The organism is Sphingopyxis terrae subsp. terrae NBRC 15098 (genome assembly GCF_001598815.1).
Lineage (GTDB): Bacteria > Pseudomonadota > Alphaproteobacteria > Sphingomonadales > Sphingomonadaceae > Sphingopyxis > Sphingopyxis terrae.
The window spans coordinates 119,004-136,418 of the sequence record NZ_BCZQ01000003.1; the positions used below are offsets into that span (position 1 = coordinate 119,004).

A 17,415-nucleotide genomic window follows, 5' to 3' on the forward strand; every position below is an offset into this window, starting at 1 on the left:
ATGGACCCTGAAACAAGTTCAGGGTGACGAAGAGGCAGAAATTATCCGCCCCTGGGCCGCGAATAAATCCCCACCACATGCCCCAGCGCGTCGCTGTCGCCGATGCGGCTAAAGCCCAGCTTTTCGGCGACACGCTCCGATGCCGCATTGCCCGGATCGATGATGCAGCGCACCTCGGGCGCGTCGAGCGTCGCGTCGGCCCAGCCGAGCGCCGCGCTCATCGCCTCGGTCGCGAGCCCGCCGCCCCAATGGTCGGCATCGAACGCCCAGCCCGCCTCGGGTAGATCCTCAAGTTCGGGGATGCCGCGGCAGAAATAGGACAGCCCGCCCATGCCGATCAGCGCATTGCTGTCGCGGTCGGCGAACACCCAATAGCCAAAGCCCATTACCGGCCACAGCCCGGCAGAGCTCAAAAATTTGCCCCAGCTCACGTCCGGCGCACGCGGTTCGCCGCCGATGAAGCGCGTGACGCGCGGATCGGCCCACATCGCGATATGGACCGGCTTGTCCGAAAAATGCGGCGGGCGCAGGCGCAGCCGCGCGGTTTCGATCGTGGGGGGCGAGGTGATCATCGTGCCGACATGCCCAGCGCGGCGGGCATGGTCAATCGGGGTCGAAGAAATGGTCGAACAGGTCGTGCAACACGGCCTTGCCGTCGACCTGCGGCCGGACGCGCAGCACCGCCAGCGTATCGACGCGCGCCAGCACGTCGCAATGGTTCAGCACGACATGATAGGCGGCGCGGTCCCTGAAATCGTGAAACAACAGCATCGCGTCGGGCTTGCAGTGGACGATCGCCTGCAACAGGCAGGCGACACGAAAGCGCCCGTCGATCAGTACCGCGTCGGGGCTGCCCGTCAGGTGGCGCCAGATATGCGTGTGATAGCGCGGCCAATCGCGCAGGCGCGCCGGGTCGGTCGGCCGGCCCTCCGCATCGACCGGGCCGATTTCGGGCTGATAGGGCGTGTAGCGCTCCGCCTCTTCGCCCAGTCGGCGCGCGATGGCGGCGAGCCGCTCGCGATCGCCGTCGACCGCCACGATCCGCCGGGCCTGCCGCGCGGCGACGAGCGTCGCCTCGCCGCATCCGAATTCGAGCAGCGACTGGCGTCCGGCGAGTTGCAGTTCGAGCTGCACGAGCTCGGTCGCGGTCCAGATCGATGGCATGGACGGTCCCCTGTTCCCCGAGCAAGGAGATATGGGACTTCGCCGCAGCCGTCCAGCTATGGGACAGTTCCCCCACGAAGGCGGCGACGCGGAGAGGGAGAGAGAGGCCCCTCCGGCCGCCCGCCTTCGCGGGGGTGCCGGGCCGCGGCGTCAGGCCGCGGCGGTTGCCAGTTCGGGCGCTGCCGAGGAATGCGACGGCATCACCGCATCGGCATAATCGCTCTCGAATTTCTTGATGAGCTGGCGGTCGTCATGGTTCCACGGGTGAAAGCCCGGCATGAAATAGGCCAGCCAGGGCACAAAGCTTTTGCGCAGGATGCCGGGGTAGCCGAGCATGAACCACCAGATGCGCGCGCTGACGCGCCAGCCGGTCAGCCCATCCTGCCGCAAGAGCGCCTTCATGCCCCGGATGCGCTTGGGCCAGAAGCGCGCGGTGATCGCGACCATCATCAGCGACTTCGCCTTCCAGCGCCGCCAGCGGCTCCAGTCGCGCGTCGCGTGGAGCCAAGTGTCGTAAGCGACGCCCTTATGCTCGATTTCCTCGATCGCGTGCCATTTCCACAGCGCCGCCCATTCGGGCTCGGCGCCGTCGTACATCGCGGAATCCTTGAGCATGATCGCCGCCATCATCGCGGTATAATGTTCGAGCGCGATCGTCGCCATCAGGTTGACGATGGGCGGGCGCGTCTTGATGAGTTCCATCACATTGCCGACATCGGCCTCGAGCTCCGACAGGTCGTAGCCCGCCTCCGCCGCCTTGCGATTGAAAACGACATGTTCGCGGCTGTGAATGACTTCCTGCTGGGTGAAGGCGCGGATTTCGCGCGCCAGCTTTTCGGGCACGCCGTCGCGGTGCGCCTTCACCGCCTCGATGAACATCGCCTCGCCCTTCGGAAAAGTTACCGACAGCGCGGTATGAAAGACCGACGCGATCGGGTCGCCATTCATCCACCAGCGCCCCTGTCGGTCGTCGCGGCCGAAGCGGCGATCGCGCGGGGTGATCGACAAATCCTGCGGCGTCGGCGTGCGGGAAGGGCTGGACATATGGTTCTCACCGTCGAAAAGGGGGTTCAGGGCGTGGGGACGCCCGACGGGGCAAGAAATAGGAATTACTTACAGTGGTGTCAATAGCAAAGAAACGGCTCAGCCCGGAGGAAAGCCGGTCGGTGGCGCTCGAAGCCGCGCGGCTGATCCTGATCGAGATGGGGCCGCAGGCCGTGACGCTGAAGGCAGTGGCATCGCGCATCGACCGCACCCACGCCAATCTGCTCCACCATTTCGGCAGCGCCGCCGGGCTGCAAAAGGCGCTCGCCGCCTATCTCGCCGAAACGGTGTGCGACACGATTGCGGCGAAGATGACGTCGTCGCCGCCAGGCGAACGCAATGTGCGCGAGATCGTCGACCTTGCCTTCGACGCCTTCGACAGCGGCGGCGCCGGCGCGCTCGCCACCTGGATGGCGGCGACGGGCAATGAGGACGCGCTCGACCCGATCCTCGATGCCATCCACCGCCTGATCGACGGAACGGCGCCCGACGCGCACGAAAAGCGGCTGATGCACGAAGACACGTTGGCGCTCGTGCTGATGGCGATGGGCGATGCCCAGCTTGGCGGCCCGATGGCCGAAGCACTGGGCCTGCCGCGCGATACCGCGCGCACGCTCGCCACCGAACTCATCACCGGCCGCATCGCCGCCTTCTGGACCGAACAGGGCGGCAAACCCCCGCAATAGCGGGGCGCGCCGGCACGCGATATTTGCCCCCTTGAATCCCTTACGCCACGCGCCGATGTAAGGCGCCGAGGGGCAGCCCGCCGGTTCGCGGCGGGCATCCCGGATACTGAAGGACGAAATTTCCATGATCGACCCGCTCGCCGCCCTTGTTCCCGTCGTCGTCGAACAGACGAGCCGCGGCGAACGCAGCTTTGACATCTTCTCGCGCCTGCTGCGCGAACGGATCGTCTTCGTGACGGGCGAGGTTGAGGACAATATGGCGTCGCTGATCGTCGCGCAGCTTCTGTTCCTCGAATCGGAAAATCCGAAGAAGGACATCTATATGTACATCAACTCGCCGGGCGGCGTCGTCACGGCGGGCATGGCGATCCACGACACGATGCAATATATCCGCCCGCGCGTCGGCACCGTGTGCATCGGCCAGGCGGCATCGATGGGCAGCTTCCTGCTCGCCGCCGGCGAACCCGGCATGCGCGTCGCGCTGTCGAACGCCCGCATCATGGTCCACCAGCCCTCGGGCGGTGCGCGCGGCATGGCGTCGGACATCGAAATCCAGGCCAAGGAAATCCTGCGTATCCGCAAGCGGATGAACGACCTCTATGCGCAATATACGGGCAAGCCGCTCAAAGACATCGAAAAGGCGATGGATCGCGACACTTTCCTCGAAGCCGAGGAAGCGCGCGCATTCGGGATCGTCGATCATGTCTACGACCGCCGCCCCGCGCTCCCCGGCGACGAGGGCCCCAAGGAAATCAGCGAAGGTCCGACGCCCTGACGCCGGCCGACCCGCTTTCGGTAACCGCGTTTGTTGACGCCCCGTTCGCGGGCCGTCGTCAGGTTGGACATGTCCCGATGTCACCCAATTGCCATATTGTAATTGGGTGATCGCGGGCTAGGATGAAGGACGGCAGCGCCCTTTTGCGGCTGCCAGAGGAAGATTTATGACGAAATTGAGCGGCTCGGACAGCAAGAGCACTCTTTACTGCTCCTTCTGCGGCAAGTCGCAGCATGAAGTCCGCAAGCTGATTGCCGGCCCCACCGTATTCATCTGCGATGAATGCGTCGAACTGTGCAACGACATCATCCGCGAGGAAATCAAGGGCGGGGTCGCCGCGCGCAAGGACGGCGCGGTGCCGACGCCGCTCGAAATCTGCCAGCACCTCGACAATTATGTGATCGGCCAGAACACCGCCAAGCGCGTGCTGTCGGTCGCGGTCCACAACCACTACAAGCGCCTCGCCAATTCGGGCCGCGGCGATGATGTCGAACTGGCGAAGTCGAACATCCTGCTCGTCGGCCCGACGGGCAGCGGCAAGACGCTGCTCGCGCAGACGCTGGCGCGCTTCCTCGACGTGCCTTTCACCATGGCCGATGCGACGACCCTCACCGAAGCCGGCTATGTCGGCGAGGATGTCGAGAATATCATCCTCAAGCTGCTCCAGGCGTCCGACTATAATGTCGAAAAGGCGCAGCGCGGCATCGTCTATATCGACGAGATCGACAAGATCAGCCGCAAGGCCGAGAATCCCTCGATCACCCGCGACGTATCGGGCGAAGGCGTGCAGCAGGCGCTGCTCAAGCTGATGGAAGGCACGACCGCGAGCGTGCCGCCGCAGGGCGGGCGCAAGCATCCGCAGCAGGAATTCCTGCAGGTCGACACGACCAACATCCTGTTCATCGCGGGCGGCGCCTTTGCCGGCCTCGAAAAGATCATCGGCGACCGCCTGCAGGGCAAGTCGATCGGTTTCGGCGCGCATGTCGCCGGCCCCGACGAACGCCGCGCGGGCGAGGTGCTCAAGAATATCGAGCCTGAAGATCTCCTCAAGTTCGGCCTGATCCCAGAATTCGTCGGCCGCCTGCCGGTGATCGCAACGCTCGAGGATCTCGACATCGACGCGCTGGTCAAGATTCTGGGCGAACCCAAGAATGCGCTGATCAAGCAGTACAAGAAACTGTTCGATCTCGAAGAAGTCGCGCTGACCTTCACCGATGACGCGCTGGTCGCGGTCGCCAAAAAGGCGATCGAACGCAAGACCGGGGCACGCGGGCTGCGCTCGATCGTCGAGGCGATCCTGCTCGACACCATGTTCGACCTGCCCGACCTGACCGACGTGATCGAAATCGTCGTCGACAAGGATGTCGTCGAAGGCCGCAAGGCACCGGTGCGCGTCTATGCCGACAAGGCGAAGGAAGCGGGCGACGCCGCCTGAGTCGAGTCGCGGCGCGCACCCACGCCGCGGTTTCGCCCCTGCCAATGTTGCATTGCAGCAACAGTTGCACGAAAAAACGCAGCGCTGCCCGTCGACAATTCTGCGGCAGCGACGGAAATTCGCGCTTTTTTGACCTTTTCGCGTACCAGCCCGCCCACGCGGCTTGCACTGTCACATTTGCTGTCACAATCGTGCCACATGCGGGCTTCAGGGGCGCTCGCAGGTCAAGCGCGCCCCAAGCCGCGCGCCTGCCGAATGCCACAATAGGGGACATCCTGACATGAAACTTCGTTATTCGATTGCGGCTAGCCTTATGGCTATCAGCGCCGCCACCGTCGTCGCGGCGCCTGCACAGGCGCAGCAGATCACGACCGGCATCCAGGGCCAGGTCAACGACGAAAGCGGCGCCGCGATCGGCGGCGCGACGGTGATCATCACCGATACGCGCACGGGTGCTGCCCGCACGATTACCACGGGCAGCGATGGTCGCTTCACGGCCACCAGTCTCGTCACAGGAGGCCCCTACAGCGTTTCGGTTTCAGCGACGGACTATGAAGGCCAGACGCTCCGGGACATCTTCACCAGCCTTCAGGGCAACACCGACCTCGTCTTCTCGCTGACCTCAGGCGGCGGCGAGATCGTCGTCACCGGCAGCCGCGTCAAGGTGACGCAGCTTGCCGTCGGCCCCGGCACCAGCTTTGCGGGCGAACTCCTTGAGGCCGCCCCTTCGTTCAACCGCGACGTTCGCGACATTATCCGTTTCGATCCGCGCGTCAGCCTCGACCGTGACGACAGCGGTTCGGGTCAGGATCGCATTTCGTGCCTTGGCGGCAACGACCGCGGCAACGCCTTCACCGTCGATGGCATCAGCCAGGGCGATATCTACGGTCTCAACGACACGGGCTTTTCGTCGCGCAGCTCGACGCCAATCCCCTACGCCGCAGTCCGCGAAACGCAGGTCCAGTTCGCGCCTTTCGACGTCGACTATGGCTCGTTCACCGGCTGCGCAATCAACGTCGTGACCAAGTCGGGTACGAACGATTATCACTTTGGCGGTTTCTTCGAATATACCAATTCGGATTTGCGCGGTACCAAAGTCGCCGACCGCCCGGTCGTTTCGATCAAGCCCGACAAGCGTTGGGGCGCCTATCTCGGCGGCCCCATCATCAAGGATCGCCTGTTCATCTATGGCGCCTATGAACATCAGGAAGCCGGCCAGTCGCAGGACGAAGGTCCGAACGGCGGTGGTTTCACCACTGAAACCCCGGGGGTTTCGGTCGATCAGTTCAACGAGATCACGCAGGTTCTGCGCGACGTTTACGGCATCGATTCGGGACCGCTCGTCCGGAATCGCCCATTTACGAACGATCGCTATTTTGTCCGCGCCGACCTTCAGATCAATGACAAGCATCGCCTCGAAGCCACCTACCAGCGGCTCGAGGAAAGCACGGTACGATCGGACGATCAGGCGACTACCGGTACATTCGCGAACACGATCGTCGGATTGAACACCTTCTATAAGAGCGGGACCGAATCGAACTACTATTCGGGCCGTCTCTATTCGCAATGGTCGGACAAATTCTCGACCGAGCTGCGCTATTCGCGGTCGGAAGTGCAGGATCTGCAGGATCCCGTCGGCGGCGGCGAAGCGCAATCGGGCAATCCGATCCCGCGCATCATCGTCGGTATCACGAACGCTGGCGGCGTCCCCGGTGCCGTCGAAGTTGGCCCCGGCTTCTCGCGTTCGGCAAACGACCTTCAGACGACGGTCGATCAGTACCGTGCGGTGGCGAAGCTGGATGCCGGCAACCACCAATTCAAGGTCGGGTTCGAATGGAACCATGCGGACCTGTTCAACCTGTTTGTGCAGAATGCCACGGGAACGCTCAGCTTCCAGAATATTGATGACCTGCGCGCCGGTCTGTTGTCGCCCGGAACGGGCAACAACAATACGACCAACTCGCCAACCAACGTCGCCAGCGGTGCGGTCGAGGGGGCGTTCGGCAACTTCTCGTCAACCGGCAACATCAACGATGCCGCGGCAGCGTTCACGCGCGACATCTACTCGGTTTATGCTCAGGACGACTGGCAGATCAACGACAGCCTGAGCGCAGTGATCGGCGTCCGCGCCGACTGGTACGATGGCGGCGCCCCGAAGCATAACCCCAACTTCTTCAACCGCTATGGCATCACCAATTCCGTCGGCTTCAGCCGTTTGCCTCCGGTAGTCATGCCGCGGCTTGCGCTGACCTATGATCTCAATGATTTTGCCGTTTTCTCGCGCGCTCAGGTGCGTGGCGGCGTCGGCATCTTCTCGGGCGGCGATCCTCTCGTGTGGTTTGGCAACGCCTTCCAGAACGACGGTCGCGGTTTCGCGCAGGGCACCAGCCAGTCCGCGAACTGTCCGACCGGCCAGATCAGCGTGTTGAGCGGCGGTCAGTTCACGGGTGTTCCGACCTGTATCGCAGCCGATGGCATTGCGACGGCGGCTGCCGGCCTTGGCGACACACAGTCGATCAATCCGAACATCAAGTCGCCGACGGTGCTGCGCGCCAACATCGGCTTCTCGTCGGAACTGAACTTTGCCGACAGCGGCTTCTTCAGCGGCTGGAACCTCAATCTCGACTATATCTACAGCCGGTATCGGAACCCCTATACCATTGTCGATCTGTCGCAGGTTCCGGACATCCGCAAGGGTTTGAGCGGCTTTACGATCGACGGACGTCCGATCTATGCGGCGATCGATCCCACGGTTGCGGGCTGCAACGCCGTGTTCACCGGCGCCAACCCGACGCCGACGTTCACCGGAGTCAGTGCAGCCTGCTTCAACACTGGTCGCGACGACGAACTGCAACTGACCAACGCTGGCGGCTACACCAGCCAGATCGCATCGTTCATCCTGTCGAAGAATTTCGATCGCGGCCTGTTTACGGACAATGGTTCGGTTTTCTTCAGCCTGGGCTATGCCTATACCGACGCGCATGATCGCCGGAACATGTATAATTCGACGGCGGGATCGAACTATGACAACACGGCGGCGTTCGATCGGCAGAATCCAGCTGAATCGCGCGGCTTCTTCTCGAGCAAGCACAATATCACGGCGCAGATGAATTTTCGCGAGGAATTCTTCAGCAACCTGAGCACCCGCCTCGGGATCAGCTTCGTGGGTCGTTCGGGCCGTCCGTACAGCCTGACCTTCTCGGGCGGTTCGGTGTTTGGCGACAGTGTTTCGGGTACCGACAACGCGCTGATCTACCTGCCGACGGGTGTCAATGACCCGAATATTTCGCCGACCTCGAACGCTACTGCCGTGCAGCAGCTCGTCGACTTCGCCAGCGGCCTCGACTGTGCGAAGAAATATATCGGTCGCTCGGTCCCGCGTAACACCTGCTCGAACGACTGGTATTTCGACATCGATCTGTCCTTCTCGCAGGAAATCCCCGGCCCGGGCCGGCTGTTCGGCAAGAATGACAAGATCAAGCTCTATGCGACGATGGACAACTTCCTGAACTTCCTCGACAAGGATTGGAACGTCCAGCGCCGCCGCGACTTCGCGGGCCGTCAGGATCTGGCTGCCGTCAGCGGGGTCGATGCACAGGGCCGCTATATCTTCACGAATGCGACCGGCACGACGACGTTCAACGATGATAACCAGATCAATGTCAGCTCGTCAGTGTGGCGCCTGAAGGTGGGCGTGTCGTACGACTTCTGATCGCACGGCAGATGAGAAAATGGGGCGCGGGAGGAAACTCCCGCGCCCTTTTTCGTTCCGCTTGACCCAACGAGTAGCCGCGGCTCAGGGGTGGATTCCAGCCTTTCGATTCTCGTCATCCTGAACTTGTTTCAGGATCCATGGTGCGCCCTTTCCTTATGTGCTGCGCCGGACGAGAGATCAGTCCAGGGATGCTGAAACAAGTTCAGCATGACGATGCTGTAAATGTAAGCAACCAGTCCCTAGCGGCCGTCTGACGGCCCCCGCTCAGCTCGCGGCAATGCGCCGTGCGGTATCCTGGACCAAGGCAATCATGTTGGGGACGCCCTGCGTACGGTTCGACGACAGCTGGCGCGTCAGGTCGAACGGGGCGAGCGCGGCGGCTATGTCCATCGCGGCGACCTCCGTCGCGGGCTTGTCCTGCACCGCGGCGAGAACGAGCGCGACGATCCCCTTGGTGATCGCGGCATTGCTGTCGGCAAGGAAGTGCAACCGGTCGCCGTCCTGCGGCAGCGGGTAGACCCAGACGCTCGCCGAACAGCCGCGGACCAGCGTCGCATCGGTCTTGAGCGGATCGGGCATCGGCTCCAGTTCGCGACCGAGATCGATCAGCAGGCGATAGCGATCGTCGCCGTCGAGGAAGTCATATTCTTCGAAAATGTCGTCGAGGCTGCGCATGGTCGCGGCCGTGGCAGAAAGCGCGTTGGAAGAAAAGCCTCTCGCGGCGTCAGGCTGATCAAAGATCGACCCCCGCCGCAATGGCTTCGAGCTTGCGCAGCCGTTCCTTGAGGTCGGCGATCTCGATCCGCGATCCGGCGTTCGGCACCGCGGGGTCCTGGCCGACGCTGTGGCAGACGGCGAGTTCTTCGCGCTTGAGCTGGATCCAGTCGCGCCAGCCGCGCAGCGCGGCGAGGCTGACGATGCCGAGGGCGGACAGCGCCACCGCGGCGGTGACAAGATTGGTTGCGAGGTCAGAAGTGATGGCGGCCATGACAGGGCTCCTTCTTCGTCACATCAGGGGTGCGAACGATCGCGCAGCTTCTCGATTTCCTCGTCGAGGCTGACCGCGCGATTATTGTCGGTGGCGATCCGTTCGAGCACCTGGATGCGCTCTTTCAATTGACGGATTTCGGCTTGCAGCGCCTTGGTCTCGGCGTCCTGATTGGGGTTGCCGACGAAATATTCGTTGCCGCGGCGGTCGCGGTGGACGCCATATTTCGCCCGGACGATGCTGCCGATCGTCACGATCAGCACGATGCCGATGACCATTTCAAAGGGGTTCATGGGGAGTGATCCTTTCGGTCTTGTCTTGTCAGTTCAGCGGGGCTTCGCGCAGCTTCTCGATCTCGTCGGCGACGTCGATTCCCTTGTCGGTCACGATGCGTTCGAGGACGCGGACGCGCGCTTCCAGCCGCTCGGTCTGCGCCGCATATTGCGCGGCCTTTTCGGCGGTGAGTTCGGACTGCTTCTCGATCATCTTCTGCTGGTGCTTCGACCAGATGGCGAAGCCGCCGAGGAGAAAGGGGGCAAGCGGGATCAGGATCCAGATGGTGTCGCTCATGACGGCTGCTCCTTCCTCAGTTCGCCGGACGCCGCAGCGCCTCGATCTCGCGCTCCAGCCGGTGGCCTTCGTCGGTGACGATGCGTTCGACCACCGCCAAGCGATCCTTGACCGATCCGAGTTCGGCGCGAAGCTGGGCATTTTCCTGGCTGATCAGCTTGACGCGCTCCATCGCCTCGTCGCTGGTCTTGGGATAGATCGCCTTGCCCCAGCTGTTTTCGAGCGGATAGCCGTGCTTGATGCGCAACCAGGTGGTGAAAATCCAGCCGCCGATTGCCGCGAGGCCGATGATCGCCGCGACCGGCGCGATTGCTTCCTTCAGGATGACGAAATCCATAGTTATTCCCCTCAGCGCAGGCTGTCTATCTGACTGGCGAGCTGCGCCGCCTGTCCGTTGGTGTCGGTCGCAATGCGTTCGAGAACCGAGATGCGTTCCTCCAGCCGGACGATCTTGCCGGCGAGCTTGGCATTGTCGCTTTCCAGCAGTGCGATTTTTCGATCAGCGTCGGCGTCGGTTCGATGAACCGTGCCGCCCCATTCATTTTCAACCGGATAGCCGTGTTTGGCGCGGATCCAGGTGGTGAACATCCAGCCGGCCATCGAGATGCCGATGATGGCGAGGACGAAAGCGGGACCACCGAAATTCATGTTTCAACTCCCTGTTGCCATGGTTCCGGGCGTCGCCGGGATCAGCGCAGTGCGTCGATCTCGTCGGCGAGGCGGCGGTTGTGGCTCGTGTAGTAAAGTTCGATATCGGCAAGCCGGCGATCGATGTCGCGGAAGCGCGAGCGGATGTCGCGGGTCGAGGCGCTGGGGTTCGAGCGCACGCCCTGCCAGAATTTCGCCTCTTCCTGCGAGCCATAGAGCGCGAAGGGCTTCGGCTGCGCCATCCAGGCGACGAGCCAATAGGCGATCAGCGTCCAGGGGAAGCCCCCCATCAGCGTCAGCAGCACCGCGCCGACGCGGACCCACAGGGCGTCGATCCCGCTATAGTCGGCGATGCCCGCACAGACGCCGCTCCATTTGGCGTTCTGTTTGTCGAGATAGAATTTCGTGCGGCTAGCGGACATCTCAGTTCCTCCTGCTGATGTTTTCAAGCTGCGCCAGATCTTCATCGCTGCGAACCGCGGGGCGGAAATCGGGATGGTCGGCGCTGATGATCCGTTCGACGGTATGCAGGCGGGCTTCGAGACGGCGCGCCGTGTCATACATTTCGTCGAGCAGCTGTTCATCCTCTCCGGTCAATGTCTTGGCCTGCTTCCACTTGGTGATGTAGTGGAGGATCAGCCAGGGCAGACCGAGGAAGAGCGTGCCGATGACGATCGGGACAATGATCACTTCTTCCATCGGTGCGGCTCCTTAGTTCTTGCCCTGCGCGGCTTTCAGCGCGGCGAGTTCGTCGGCAACCTTGTCGGCCGCCTGCAGCTCGGCGATTTCTTCGTCGAGCGACTTCTTGTAGCCGAGGCCCAGCGCGTCGGCACGGCCTTCGGCTTCGTCGACGCGGCGTTCGAGCGTTTCGAAGCGCGAGAAGGCATCCTGGACGCGGTCGCCATTGGTCATTTCGCGCAGACGATAGCGGTTTTCGGCGCTTTCGAGGCGATTGACGACGCTCGACTGACGCGCGCGCGCTTCGCTGAGCTTCTTCTGCAGCTTGGTGATGTCGGCTTCATAGCCCTTGAGCGCATCGTCGAGCACGGCGATTTCGGCCTTCAGCTTTTCAGCCATGTCGCCGGCCTTCTGCTTTTCGACCAGCGCGGCGGTGGCCAGGTCTTCGCGATCCTTCGACAGCGCCAGTTCGGCCTTTTCCTTCCAGCTGTCCTGAAGGCTTTCGAGCTTCGCGATGTGGCGACGCATTTCCTTCTGGTCGGCGATGGTGCGGGCGGCCGAGGCGCGGACTTCGACGAGGGTTTCGTTCATCTCGAAGATGATCTGGCGGATCATCTTTTCGGGATCTTCGGCCCGGTCAAGCAGATCGGTGACGTTGGCGGCGATGATGTCGCGGGTTCGTGAAAAAATACCCATGTCTAAACTCCTGTCGAAATTCGTCGAAAATGGCTGGTGCCGGGGCGGGGCAAGGGGGGAGAGTGCCCCGGCACCAGTTTTCGGTCAGGCCACGAGGCTGACCGCCGGGGTTGCAGCAGCGACGTCGTAAACGACCTGCGGATGATCGATCACCCCGACAAGGATGGCCAGCGCACCGACCGCGCTGAGCGCGAAAGTGGCAGTCTGGGCAAACAGCGTCTTCATGATCGTTCCTTCCTGTTTTTCGCTGCACCGGAGCTTTCTGCGCCGGTTCGCAAATATCTGTGCAGGAGGCGTGCCAATTGCCGAAAGCGGCGGAAAAGCGCCTAACTTCACACGGAATCGCCCCGTTCGCACAAAATGACTTGCCAATCAGCGGGAAATTTTGCCAATGATTGGGAATGGAGCGCGAAACGCAGTTCATCGGCCAGTCGGTCGCCTTTCAGGACGCGGTCGAACGCGCGAGCCAGGCGGCGACGCTTGACCGCCCGGTGCTGGTGATCGGCGAGCGCGGCACCGGCAAGGAACTGATCGCCGAACGTCTGCACCGCCTGTCGGCGCGGTGGGACCGGCCCTATGTGATCATGAACTGCGCCGCGATGCCCGAGACGCTGATCGAGAGCGAATTGTTCGGGCACGAGGCGGGGGCATTCACTGGCGCGACGAAGACGCGCGCAGGGCGCTTCGAGGAAGCCGACGGCGGCACCTTGTTCCTCGACGAGCTCGCGACCATGTCGATGGGTGCGCAGGAACGGCTGCTCCGCGCGGTCGAATATGGCGAGGTGACGCGCGTCGGTTCGTCGCGTCCGATCCGCGTCGACGTTCGTATCGTCGCCGCGACCAACGAGCATCTGCCCGCGCTGGTCGATGACAACCGCTTTCGCGCCGACCTGCTCGACCGGCTGTCGTTCGAGGTCATCACCCTGCCCCCGTTGCGCGCGCGCGAAGGCGATATCGAGGTGCTCGCCACCTATTTCGGACAGCGCATGGCCGCGGTGCTCGGCTGGGACGAATGGCCGGGTTTCGGCCCGCGCGCGCTCGCGGCGATGGAGGGCCACGACTGGCCGGGCAATGTCCGCGAACTCCGCAACGTCATCGAACGCGCCATCTATCGCTGGGCCGACCCGACGCGTCCGGTCGACGCGCTGAGCTTCGACCCCTTCGCCAGCCCGTGGCAGCCCGCAGTGCGCAAGACGCAGGCGAAGGCCGACGCGGCGCCCCCTGCCCCGGCTGCGCCCGGTGACGAGAGTGCAATGGCAACCCCGGCCCCGCCCACCGGCGGCGCCGTCAGCGATCTGCGCGCGGCGGTCGATGCCTATGAACGGCAAATCCTGTCGGACACGATGGCGCGCTGCCGCTTCAACCAGAAGGTCGCCGCCGAAGCGCTGGGTCTGAGCTATGACCAGATCCGCCACGCACTGAAAAAGCACGGGCTCAACAACTGAGCTATTGCCCCGGCAGCCGCCGCTCGAGCGTGGTCAGGACATCGTCCTGCGCGGCCAGCATTGCCGCAAGCTTGTCGCGCAGCGCATAGATTTCGGGCAGCCCGTCGACCGATTCGGCGATGCTGCGTTCAAGATAGAGGCGGTCGATGTCGGCAAGCGCGTCGGTCAGCGGCGCGCGCGTTGCCTGAAGGCGCGAGATCGCCTGCTGCGCTACGACCCAGTTTTCGCTGGAAATCGCCGCGCCGCCCGCTGCGGTGACGGCGGCCTCGGTCGGCGTCCGTTCGCGGGCGAAGGCTTGCTGCGCGCCCACCGCGTCCGATTCCCAGCGCGCCAGCCGCCCGGCCAGATCGGTCGGAAGCGGCCCCGGCGGCGGCACGACGACCGACGGCGGCGCAACGTCGAAACGTCCCTCGACCGGGCGCTTCGCGAGCGAAGGATAGTCGCCGCCCTGCGCAGCGGCGCAGGCCGACAGCGGGATTGCGGCCATCAGCGGCAGGATTGCAAGGATTGGCTTCATCGCCGTCCCTGATATGGGCGCAGACGCATCGCAGCAAGCCGAATCGGAGGAGCGGCGCCGCGCGCCCCGAACCGCCCCTTTCGCGATGAAAAGCGCGGAAATATGCGGTTGACAGCATCGCCGTTCGCCGCTAGTGGCGCTGACTTTCCCGCATGCCGGAAAAATCGGTCGCTTCGGCGGCTGACCGGGAGCGCGGGTGTTTTAGTTTCTGATTGGATGGAAGACCATGTTCGCAATCGTGCGCACGGGCGGCAAGCAGTATCGCGTCGCCGCTGGAGACAAGATCGCCGTCGAGAAGATCGAAGGCGCAGCCGGTGACACCGTGTCGCTGGGTGACGTTCTGCTGGCCGGTGACGGCGGCGAGGTGAAGGATGCGAAGGGTCTGACCGTTTCGGCCGAGATCATCGCCCAGACCCGCGGCGAAAAGGTCATCGTCTTCAAGAAGCGCCGCCGGCACAATTATCGCCGCCGCAACGGCCACCGTCAGTCGCTGACGCTGCTGCGCATCACCGCCATCGGCGAAGCCAAGAAGGCCGCTCCGAAGAAGGAAGCCGCGCCGAAGGCCGAAGGAGCCGCCGCTGCGCCCGCGCCCGAAAAGAAGGCTGCTGCGCCGAAGAAGGCCGCTGCACCCAAGGCCGAAGCTGCCGCCGAAAAGAAGCCCGCTGCCAAGAAGGCAGCCCCCAAGAAGGACGCCTGAGCGCGATCACGCGGCTCGGCTGAAGAACGAAACAAGGAGTTTAGGTCATGGCACATAAGAAAGCAGGCGGTTCGTCGCGCAACGGTCGCGACTCGCAGGCCAAGCGCCTTGGCGTGAAGAAGTTCGGCGGTCAGGAAGTGATCGGTGGCAACATCATCGTGCGCCAGCGCGGCACCAAAGTGTACCCGGGCGTCAACGTCGGCATCGGCAAGGACCACACGCTGTTCGCGACCGCGGACGGCCGCGTCCGATTCCACGATGGCAAGCTTGGCCGCAAATATGTGTCGGTCGACGCCATGGCGGAAGCCGCCGAATAAGGACGATCTTCCAGGGTCGTCCACCAAGGGACGACCCGGAACGGTCCTTTCCGCCCAAGCGGGAACAAAGTTCGAAAAGAGGGAGACGGGTCGCCCCCCGGTCTCCCTTTTTTCTTGCCCGGAATCCGGACCAACCCGGTCCCTTTGAATTTCCGGCGCGAAAACAGGGCCATCCATCTCCCTCGCATATCGACTGTCGTCAAAGCGTCACCATCTGGCGCCACGGCGACAGGCAAATGGGAGTGACGAAAATGTTTGCGCGTACCGAAAGACTGTTGCTACGGCCCGGCTGGCTCGAAGATGCCCCCGCACTCGCCCGGGCAATCGGCGAGGAAGCGGTGGTGCGGAACTTGTCGCGCGCGCCCTGGCCCTATGGCGAGGAAGAAGCGCAGGCCTTCCTGAGCCTGCCAAGCGATCCCGATCAGCCGCGTTTTCTGATCTTCGCGCGCACCGGCGGCGCCCCGCGCCTCGTCGGCGGCTGCGGCATCGCGCCGAGCCCCGAAGGGCCGCTCGAAATGGGCTATTGGATCGCCCGCCCCTATTGGGGCCTCGGCTTTGCGACCGAAGCCGGCCGCCAGCTCGTCCGGATCGCGCGCGCGATGCAATTGCCGAAGCTGACCGCGGGGCATTTCCTCGACAACCCGGCGTCGGGCGCGGTGCTGCGCAAGCTGGGCTTCCGTCCCACGGGGCAGATCGCGCAGCGCTACAGCGTCGCGCGCGGCCGAGACGTTGCGTGTGCGCTGTTCGAAGAGGGCGAGGGTGACGGCAGCGATGTCGTCACCCCGATGCGCGGCCGTATCGACAGCGACGCCGATTTTCGCGAACAGTTCCGGCTGATCGCCGCCTGACGCGCGGCGCGGCGCCTATGCTGCTGCCCCGCCGTCCGCGAACGGCAGGATCGCGCGATACGCCTCCACCCCCGGCGCGCCGGCGATCGTCGCGCCCTGGGTAAGCAGCCAGTAATGGCGCACGATCTCCGCCTGCTGTTCGAGCCCGTAGCGTGCAAGCGGCCAGCCGGGTTTCAGGCTGTAACCATAGCTCGCGAAAGGGTGGCGCATCAGCACCAGATACCAGCGCCCGCGCGTCTGCGCCTGCCACACATGCGTCATTTCGTGGAGGAACAGGCCCTTCAGCGGCCGCGAGGCGGCGGCGAAATCGTCGCAGTATAAGTCACCGTGCGGGTGGAAATGCAGCGACCCCATCGGCGCCATCACGACGCGGCGCGGCTGGAAGAATATCCACTTGTGGTGGCATATGCGCACGCGGTCATAGGCGATCGCATCGCCGAAGACCGACCGCGCCAGCGCAATTTCGCCCGCCGTCAGGGGCCGCGACGGCCGCGCCACGGGCGCTTACTTCTTCGCCGCGTCCGTGCTCGGCGCGCCATGGTCCATCGAGCCATGCGCCATCCCGGCCATCGCACCCGCCGGCGCGTCGCCGCTGCCGTCGGCGCTCGCGCCCGGCGCCGGCTTGATCGGCAGGTCGAACAGGATGCGGTCATTGTTATAGTTGGTGAAGACGAACTGCATCGGCAGCTTGCCGGCGCGCACCGCGGCGCCGTTGATGTGCCAGATCATCAGATGCTTGCCGCCGGGCTTGAATTCCAGCTCGCCCTTCGCGGGGACGGTCGCAGTGGTCAGCGGCTTCATCGTCACCACGCCATTTTCCTTGACGCTTTCGTGCATTTCGACGCGCTGCGCGAGGTCGGCGGTCACGGCGACCAGTTCGACATCCTGCGGACCGCCCTTGATCGTGAAGTAGCCCGCGGCGGGGCTGTCGGGGGTCGCGCCCATCTGGATATAGCCGGCGACCACCGCGAGTTGCGGGTCGCTGCCGACTTTGCCGTTGCAGCCGGTAAGGGCGAGCGCGCTGGCAGCAAGGGCGGCGATGGCGAAAGGCTTCATGATGCGGGACTCCCGAAATGCGTCGATTTTCGATCCACAGTAAGCGGTCAAAACCCTTGTGCCAAGGATTAGCGCACCTATATCGCGCCCATCAAACCCGCAAGGGAACCCATGTGCGGCGTGCCTCTTTAGGGCG

The 17,415-nt window shown here is 63.7% G+C and carries 24 protein-coding genes; 8 read left to right on the forward strand and 16 right to left on the reverse strand.

Annotated elements, in window-relative coordinates:
• Positions 1-41 precede the first annotated feature (41 nt).
• The 3 genes from STE01S_RS00635 to STE01S_RS00645 form a co-directional block, all read right to left on the reverse strand.
• A complete protein-coding gene (locus tag STE01S_RS00635) occupies positions 42-572 on the reverse strand; it encodes a GNAT family N-acetyltransferase (RefSeq protein ID WP_062763998.1) in 531 nt (176 codons plus the stop codon).
• A gap of 31 nt (positions 573-603) precedes the next feature.
• Positions 604-1,164, reverse strand: coding sequence for a hypothetical protein (locus STE01S_RS00640; protein WP_062764000.1), 561 nt, complete (start codon positions 1,162-1,164; stop codon positions 604-606).
• A 150-nt stretch (positions 1,165-1,314) separates the two neighbouring features.
• Entirely contained in the window at positions 1,315-2,208 is an 894-nt protein-coding gene (locus STE01S_RS00645) for a metal-dependent hydrolase (RefSeq protein WP_062764003.1), read from the reverse strand.
• A gap of 77 nt (positions 2,209-2,285) precedes the next feature.
• Between STE01S_RS00645 and STE01S_RS00650 the strand changes: the two genes are divergently transcribed.
• The 4 genes from STE01S_RS00650 (at position 2,286) to STE01S_RS00665 (ending at position 8,816) form a co-directional block, all read left to right on the forward strand.
• On the forward strand, positions 2,286-2,894 hold the full coding sequence (locus STE01S_RS00650) for a TetR/AcrR family transcriptional regulator (protein WP_255265863.1): 609 nt from the start codon (positions 2,286-2,288) through the stop codon (positions 2,892-2,894).
• Positions 2,895-3,018: 124 nt separating this feature from the next.
• Positions 3,019-3,669 (forward strand): ATP-dependent Clp protease proteolytic subunit, encoded by a 651-nt coding sequence (locus STE01S_RS00655; protein WP_058813148.1) that lies wholly within the window; start codon positions 3,019-3,021, stop codon positions 3,667-3,669.
• A 166-nt stretch (positions 3,670-3,835) separates the two neighbouring features.
• The gene (gene clpX, locus STE01S_RS00660) at positions 3,836-5,104 is read left to right on the forward strand and encodes an ATP-dependent Clp protease ATP-binding subunit ClpX (protein ID WP_003040640.1); all 1,269 of its coding nucleotides are present in this window, start codon (positions 3,836-3,838) and stop codon (positions 5,102-5,104) included.
• A gap of 313 nt (positions 5,105-5,417) precedes the next feature.
• Positions 5,418-8,816 (forward strand): TonB-dependent receptor, encoded by a 3,399-nt coding sequence (locus STE01S_RS00665; protein ID WP_255265842.1) that lies wholly within the window; start codon positions 5,418-5,420, stop codon positions 8,814-8,816.
• A gap of 267 nt (positions 8,817-9,083) precedes the next feature.
• On the opposite strand, the gene STE01S_RS00670 is transcribed toward STE01S_RS00665, so the two are convergent.
• From STE01S_RS00670 to STE01S_RS20205, 10 genes are all read right to left on the reverse strand, one after another.
• Positions 9,084-9,494, reverse strand: a complete 411-nt coding sequence (locus STE01S_RS00670; RefSeq protein WP_062764009.1) for a SufE family protein — start codon at positions 9,492-9,494, stop codon at positions 9,084-9,086.
• 58 nt (positions 9,495-9,552) lie between these two features.
• Positions 9,553-9,807 carry a hypothetical protein gene (locus STE01S_RS00675; protein ID WP_062764011.1) on the reverse strand — a complete coding sequence of 85 codons (255 nt, stop codon included), beginning with the start codon at positions 9,805-9,807 and terminating at the stop codon, positions 9,553-9,555.
• Between the two features lie 23 nt (positions 9,808-9,830).
• The gene (locus STE01S_RS00680) at positions 9,831-10,100 is read right to left on the reverse strand and encodes a hypothetical protein (RefSeq protein ID WP_062764013.1); all 270 of its coding nucleotides are present in this window, start codon (positions 10,098-10,100) and stop codon (positions 9,831-9,833) included.
• Positions 10,101-10,128: 28 nt separating this feature from the next.
• Entirely contained in the window at positions 10,129-10,377 is a 249-nt protein-coding gene (locus STE01S_RS00685; RefSeq protein ID WP_003040649.1) for a hypothetical protein, read from the reverse strand.
• A gap of 16 nt (positions 10,378-10,393) precedes the next feature.
• On the reverse strand, positions 10,394-10,714 hold the full coding sequence (locus tag STE01S_RS00690; RefSeq protein ID WP_062764015.1) for a hypothetical protein: 321 nt from the start codon (positions 10,712-10,714) through the stop codon (positions 10,394-10,396).
• A gap of 11 nt (positions 10,715-10,725) precedes the next feature.
• The gene (locus STE01S_RS00695; protein WP_003040654.1) at positions 10,726-11,025 is read right to left on the reverse strand and encodes a hypothetical protein; all 300 of its coding nucleotides are present in this window, start codon (positions 11,023-11,025) and stop codon (positions 10,726-10,728) included.
• 41 nt (positions 11,026-11,066) lie between these two features.
• On the reverse strand, positions 11,067-11,447 hold the full coding sequence (gene pspC / locus STE01S_RS00700; protein ID WP_003040655.1) for an envelope stress response membrane protein PspC: 381 nt from the start codon (positions 11,445-11,447) through the stop codon (positions 11,067-11,069).
• 1 nt (position 11,448) lies between these two features.
• Positions 11,449-11,724: an envelope stress response membrane protein PspB gene (pspB, locus tag STE01S_RS00705; RefSeq protein ID WP_003040657.1), complete on the reverse strand. Its 276-nt coding sequence runs from the start codon at positions 11,722-11,724 to the stop codon at positions 11,449-11,451.
• Positions 11,725-11,736: 12 nt separating this feature from the next.
• On the reverse strand, positions 11,737-12,399 hold the full coding sequence (pspA, locus tag STE01S_RS00710) for a phage shock protein PspA (RefSeq protein ID WP_003040658.1): 663 nt from the start codon (positions 12,397-12,399) through the stop codon (positions 11,737-11,739).
• Positions 12,400-12,483: 84 nt separating this feature from the next.
• The gene (locus STE01S_RS20205; protein ID WP_156000919.1) at positions 12,484-12,624 is read right to left on the reverse strand and encodes a hypothetical protein; all 141 of its coding nucleotides are present in this window, start codon (positions 12,622-12,624) and stop codon (positions 12,484-12,486) included.
• 176 nt (positions 12,625-12,800) lie between these two features.
• Between STE01S_RS20205 and pspF the strand changes: the two genes are divergently transcribed.
• Positions 12,801-13,844 (forward strand): phage shock protein operon transcriptional activator, encoded by a 1,044-nt coding sequence (gene pspF / locus STE01S_RS00720; protein WP_062764019.1) that lies wholly within the window; start codon positions 12,801-12,803, stop codon positions 13,842-13,844.
• A 1-nt stretch (position 13,845) separates the two neighbouring features.
• Here pspF and STE01S_RS00725 read toward each other — a convergent pair whose 3' ends face one another.
• Positions 13,846-14,361 carry a hypothetical protein gene (locus STE01S_RS00725; RefSeq protein WP_062764021.1) on the reverse strand — a complete coding sequence of 172 codons (516 nt, stop codon included), beginning with the start codon at positions 14,359-14,361 and terminating at the stop codon, positions 13,846-13,848.
• 226 nt (positions 14,362-14,587) lie between these two features.
• On the opposite strand from STE01S_RS00725, the gene rplU reads away from it, so the two are divergent.
• The 3 genes from rplU (at position 14,588) to STE01S_RS00740 (ending at position 16,223) form a co-directional block, all read left to right on the forward strand.
• On the forward strand, positions 14,588-15,058 hold the full coding sequence (gene rplU, locus STE01S_RS00730) for a 50S ribosomal protein L21 (protein ID WP_062764023.1): 471 nt from the start codon (positions 14,588-14,590) through the stop codon (positions 15,056-15,058).
• 47 nt (positions 15,059-15,105) lie between these two features.
• Positions 15,106-15,375, forward strand: a complete 270-nt coding sequence (gene rpmA / locus STE01S_RS00735) for a 50S ribosomal protein L27 (RefSeq protein ID WP_003040665.1) — start codon at positions 15,106-15,108, stop codon at positions 15,373-15,375.
• A 251-nt stretch (positions 15,376-15,626) separates the two neighbouring features.
• Positions 15,627-16,223, forward strand: a complete 597-nt coding sequence (locus STE01S_RS00740; RefSeq protein ID WP_062764025.1) for a GNAT family N-acetyltransferase — start codon at positions 15,627-15,629, stop codon at positions 16,221-16,223.
• Positions 16,224-16,238: 15 nt separating this feature from the next.
• On the opposite strand, the gene STE01S_RS00745 is transcribed toward STE01S_RS00740, so the two are convergent.
• Complete coding sequence (locus STE01S_RS00745; protein WP_062764027.1) at positions 16,239-16,721, reverse strand: hypothetical protein; 483 nt, start codon at positions 16,719-16,721, stop codon at positions 16,239-16,241.
• Between the two features lie 6 nt (positions 16,722-16,727).
• Positions 16,728-17,279, reverse strand: a complete 552-nt coding sequence (locus tag STE01S_RS00750) for a copper chaperone PCu(A)C (protein ID WP_062764029.1) — start codon at positions 17,277-17,279, stop codon at positions 16,728-16,730.
• Positions 17,280-17,415 lie beyond the last annotated feature (136 nt).

What these genes read in the sequence shown, in the direction of transcription:
- STE01S_RS00635 (WP_062763998.1), bottom strand. Translation starts at nt 572, where the DNA reads ATGATCACCTCGCCCCCCACGATCGAAACCGCGCGGCTGCGCCTGCGC.
- pspB (WP_003040657.1), bottom strand. Translation starts at nt 11,724, where the DNA reads ATGGAAGAAGTGATCATTGTCCCGATCGTCATCGGCACGCTCTTCCTC.
- STE01S_RS00655 (WP_058813148.1), top strand. Translation starts at nt 3,019, where the DNA reads ATGATCGACCCGCTCGCCGCCCTTGTTCCCGTCGTCGTCGAACAGACG.
- pspF (WP_062764019.1), top strand. Translation starts at nt 12,801, where the DNA reads ATGGAGCGCGAAACGCAGTTCATCGGCCAGTCGGTCGCCTTTCAGGAC.
- rpmA (WP_003040665.1), top strand. Translation starts at nt 15,106, where the DNA reads ATGGCACATAAGAAAGCAGGCGGTTCGTCGCGCAACGGTCGCGACTCG.
- STE01S_RS00685 (WP_003040649.1), bottom strand. Translation starts at nt 10,377, where the DNA reads ATGAGCGACACCATCTGGATCCTGATCCCGCTTGCCCCCTTTCTCCTC.
- pspA (WP_003040658.1), bottom strand. Translation starts at nt 12,399, where the DNA reads ATGGGTATTTTTTCACGAACCCGCGACATCATCGCCGCCAACGTCACC.
- STE01S_RS20205 (WP_156000919.1), bottom strand. Translation starts at nt 12,624, where the DNA reads ATGAAGACGCTGTTTGCCCAGACTGCCACTTTCGCGCTCAGCGCGGTC.
- STE01S_RS00670 (WP_062764009.1), bottom strand. Translation starts at nt 9,494, where the DNA reads ATGCGCAGCCTCGACGACATTTTCGAAGAATATGACTTCCTCGACGGC.
- STE01S_RS00665 (WP_255265842.1), top strand. Translation starts at nt 5,418, where the DNA reads ATGGCTATCAGCGCCGCCACCGTCGTCGCGGCGCCTGCACAGGCGCAG.
- STE01S_RS00725 (WP_062764021.1), bottom strand. Translation starts at nt 14,361, where the DNA reads ATGAAGCCAATCCTTGCAATCCTGCCGCTGATGGCCGCAATCCCGCTG.
- STE01S_RS00750 (WP_062764029.1), bottom strand. Translation starts at nt 17,279, where the DNA reads ATGAAGCCTTTCGCCATCGCCGCCCTTGCTGCCAGCGCGCTCGCCCTT.
- STE01S_RS00640 (WP_062764000.1), bottom strand. Translation starts at nt 1,164, where the DNA reads ATGCCATCGATCTGGACCGCGACCGAGCTCGTGCAGCTCGAACTGCAA.
- clpX (WP_003040640.1), top strand. Translation starts at nt 3,836, where the DNA reads ATGACGAAATTGAGCGGCTCGGACAGCAAGAGCACTCTTTACTGCTCC.
- rplU (WP_062764023.1), top strand. Translation starts at nt 14,588, where the DNA reads ATGTTCGCAATCGTGCGCACGGGCGGCAAGCAGTATCGCGTCGCCGCT.
- STE01S_RS00740 (WP_062764025.1), top strand. Translation starts at nt 15,627, where the DNA reads ATGTTTGCGCGTACCGAAAGACTGTTGCTACGGCCCGGCTGGCTCGAA.
- STE01S_RS00680 (WP_062764013.1), bottom strand. Translation starts at nt 10,100, where the DNA reads ATGAACCCCTTTGAAATGGTCATCGGCATCGTGCTGATCGTGACGATC.
- STE01S_RS00690 (WP_062764015.1), bottom strand. Translation starts at nt 10,714, where the DNA reads ATGGATTTCGTCATCCTGAAGGAAGCAATCGCGCCGGTCGCGGCGATC.
- pspC (WP_003040655.1), bottom strand. Translation starts at nt 11,447, where the DNA reads ATGTCCGCTAGCCGCACGAAATTCTATCTCGACAAACAGAACGCCAAA.
- STE01S_RS00645 (WP_062764003.1), bottom strand. Translation starts at nt 2,208, where the DNA reads ATGTCCAGCCCTTCCCGCACGCCGACGCCGCAGGATTTGTCGATCACC.
- STE01S_RS00695 (WP_003040654.1), bottom strand. Translation starts at nt 11,025, where the DNA reads ATGAATTTCGGTGGTCCCGCTTTCGTCCTCGCCATCATCGGCATCTCG.
- STE01S_RS00675 (WP_062764011.1), bottom strand. Translation starts at nt 9,807, where the DNA reads ATGGCCGCCATCACTTCTGACCTCGCAACCAATCTTGTCACCGCCGCG.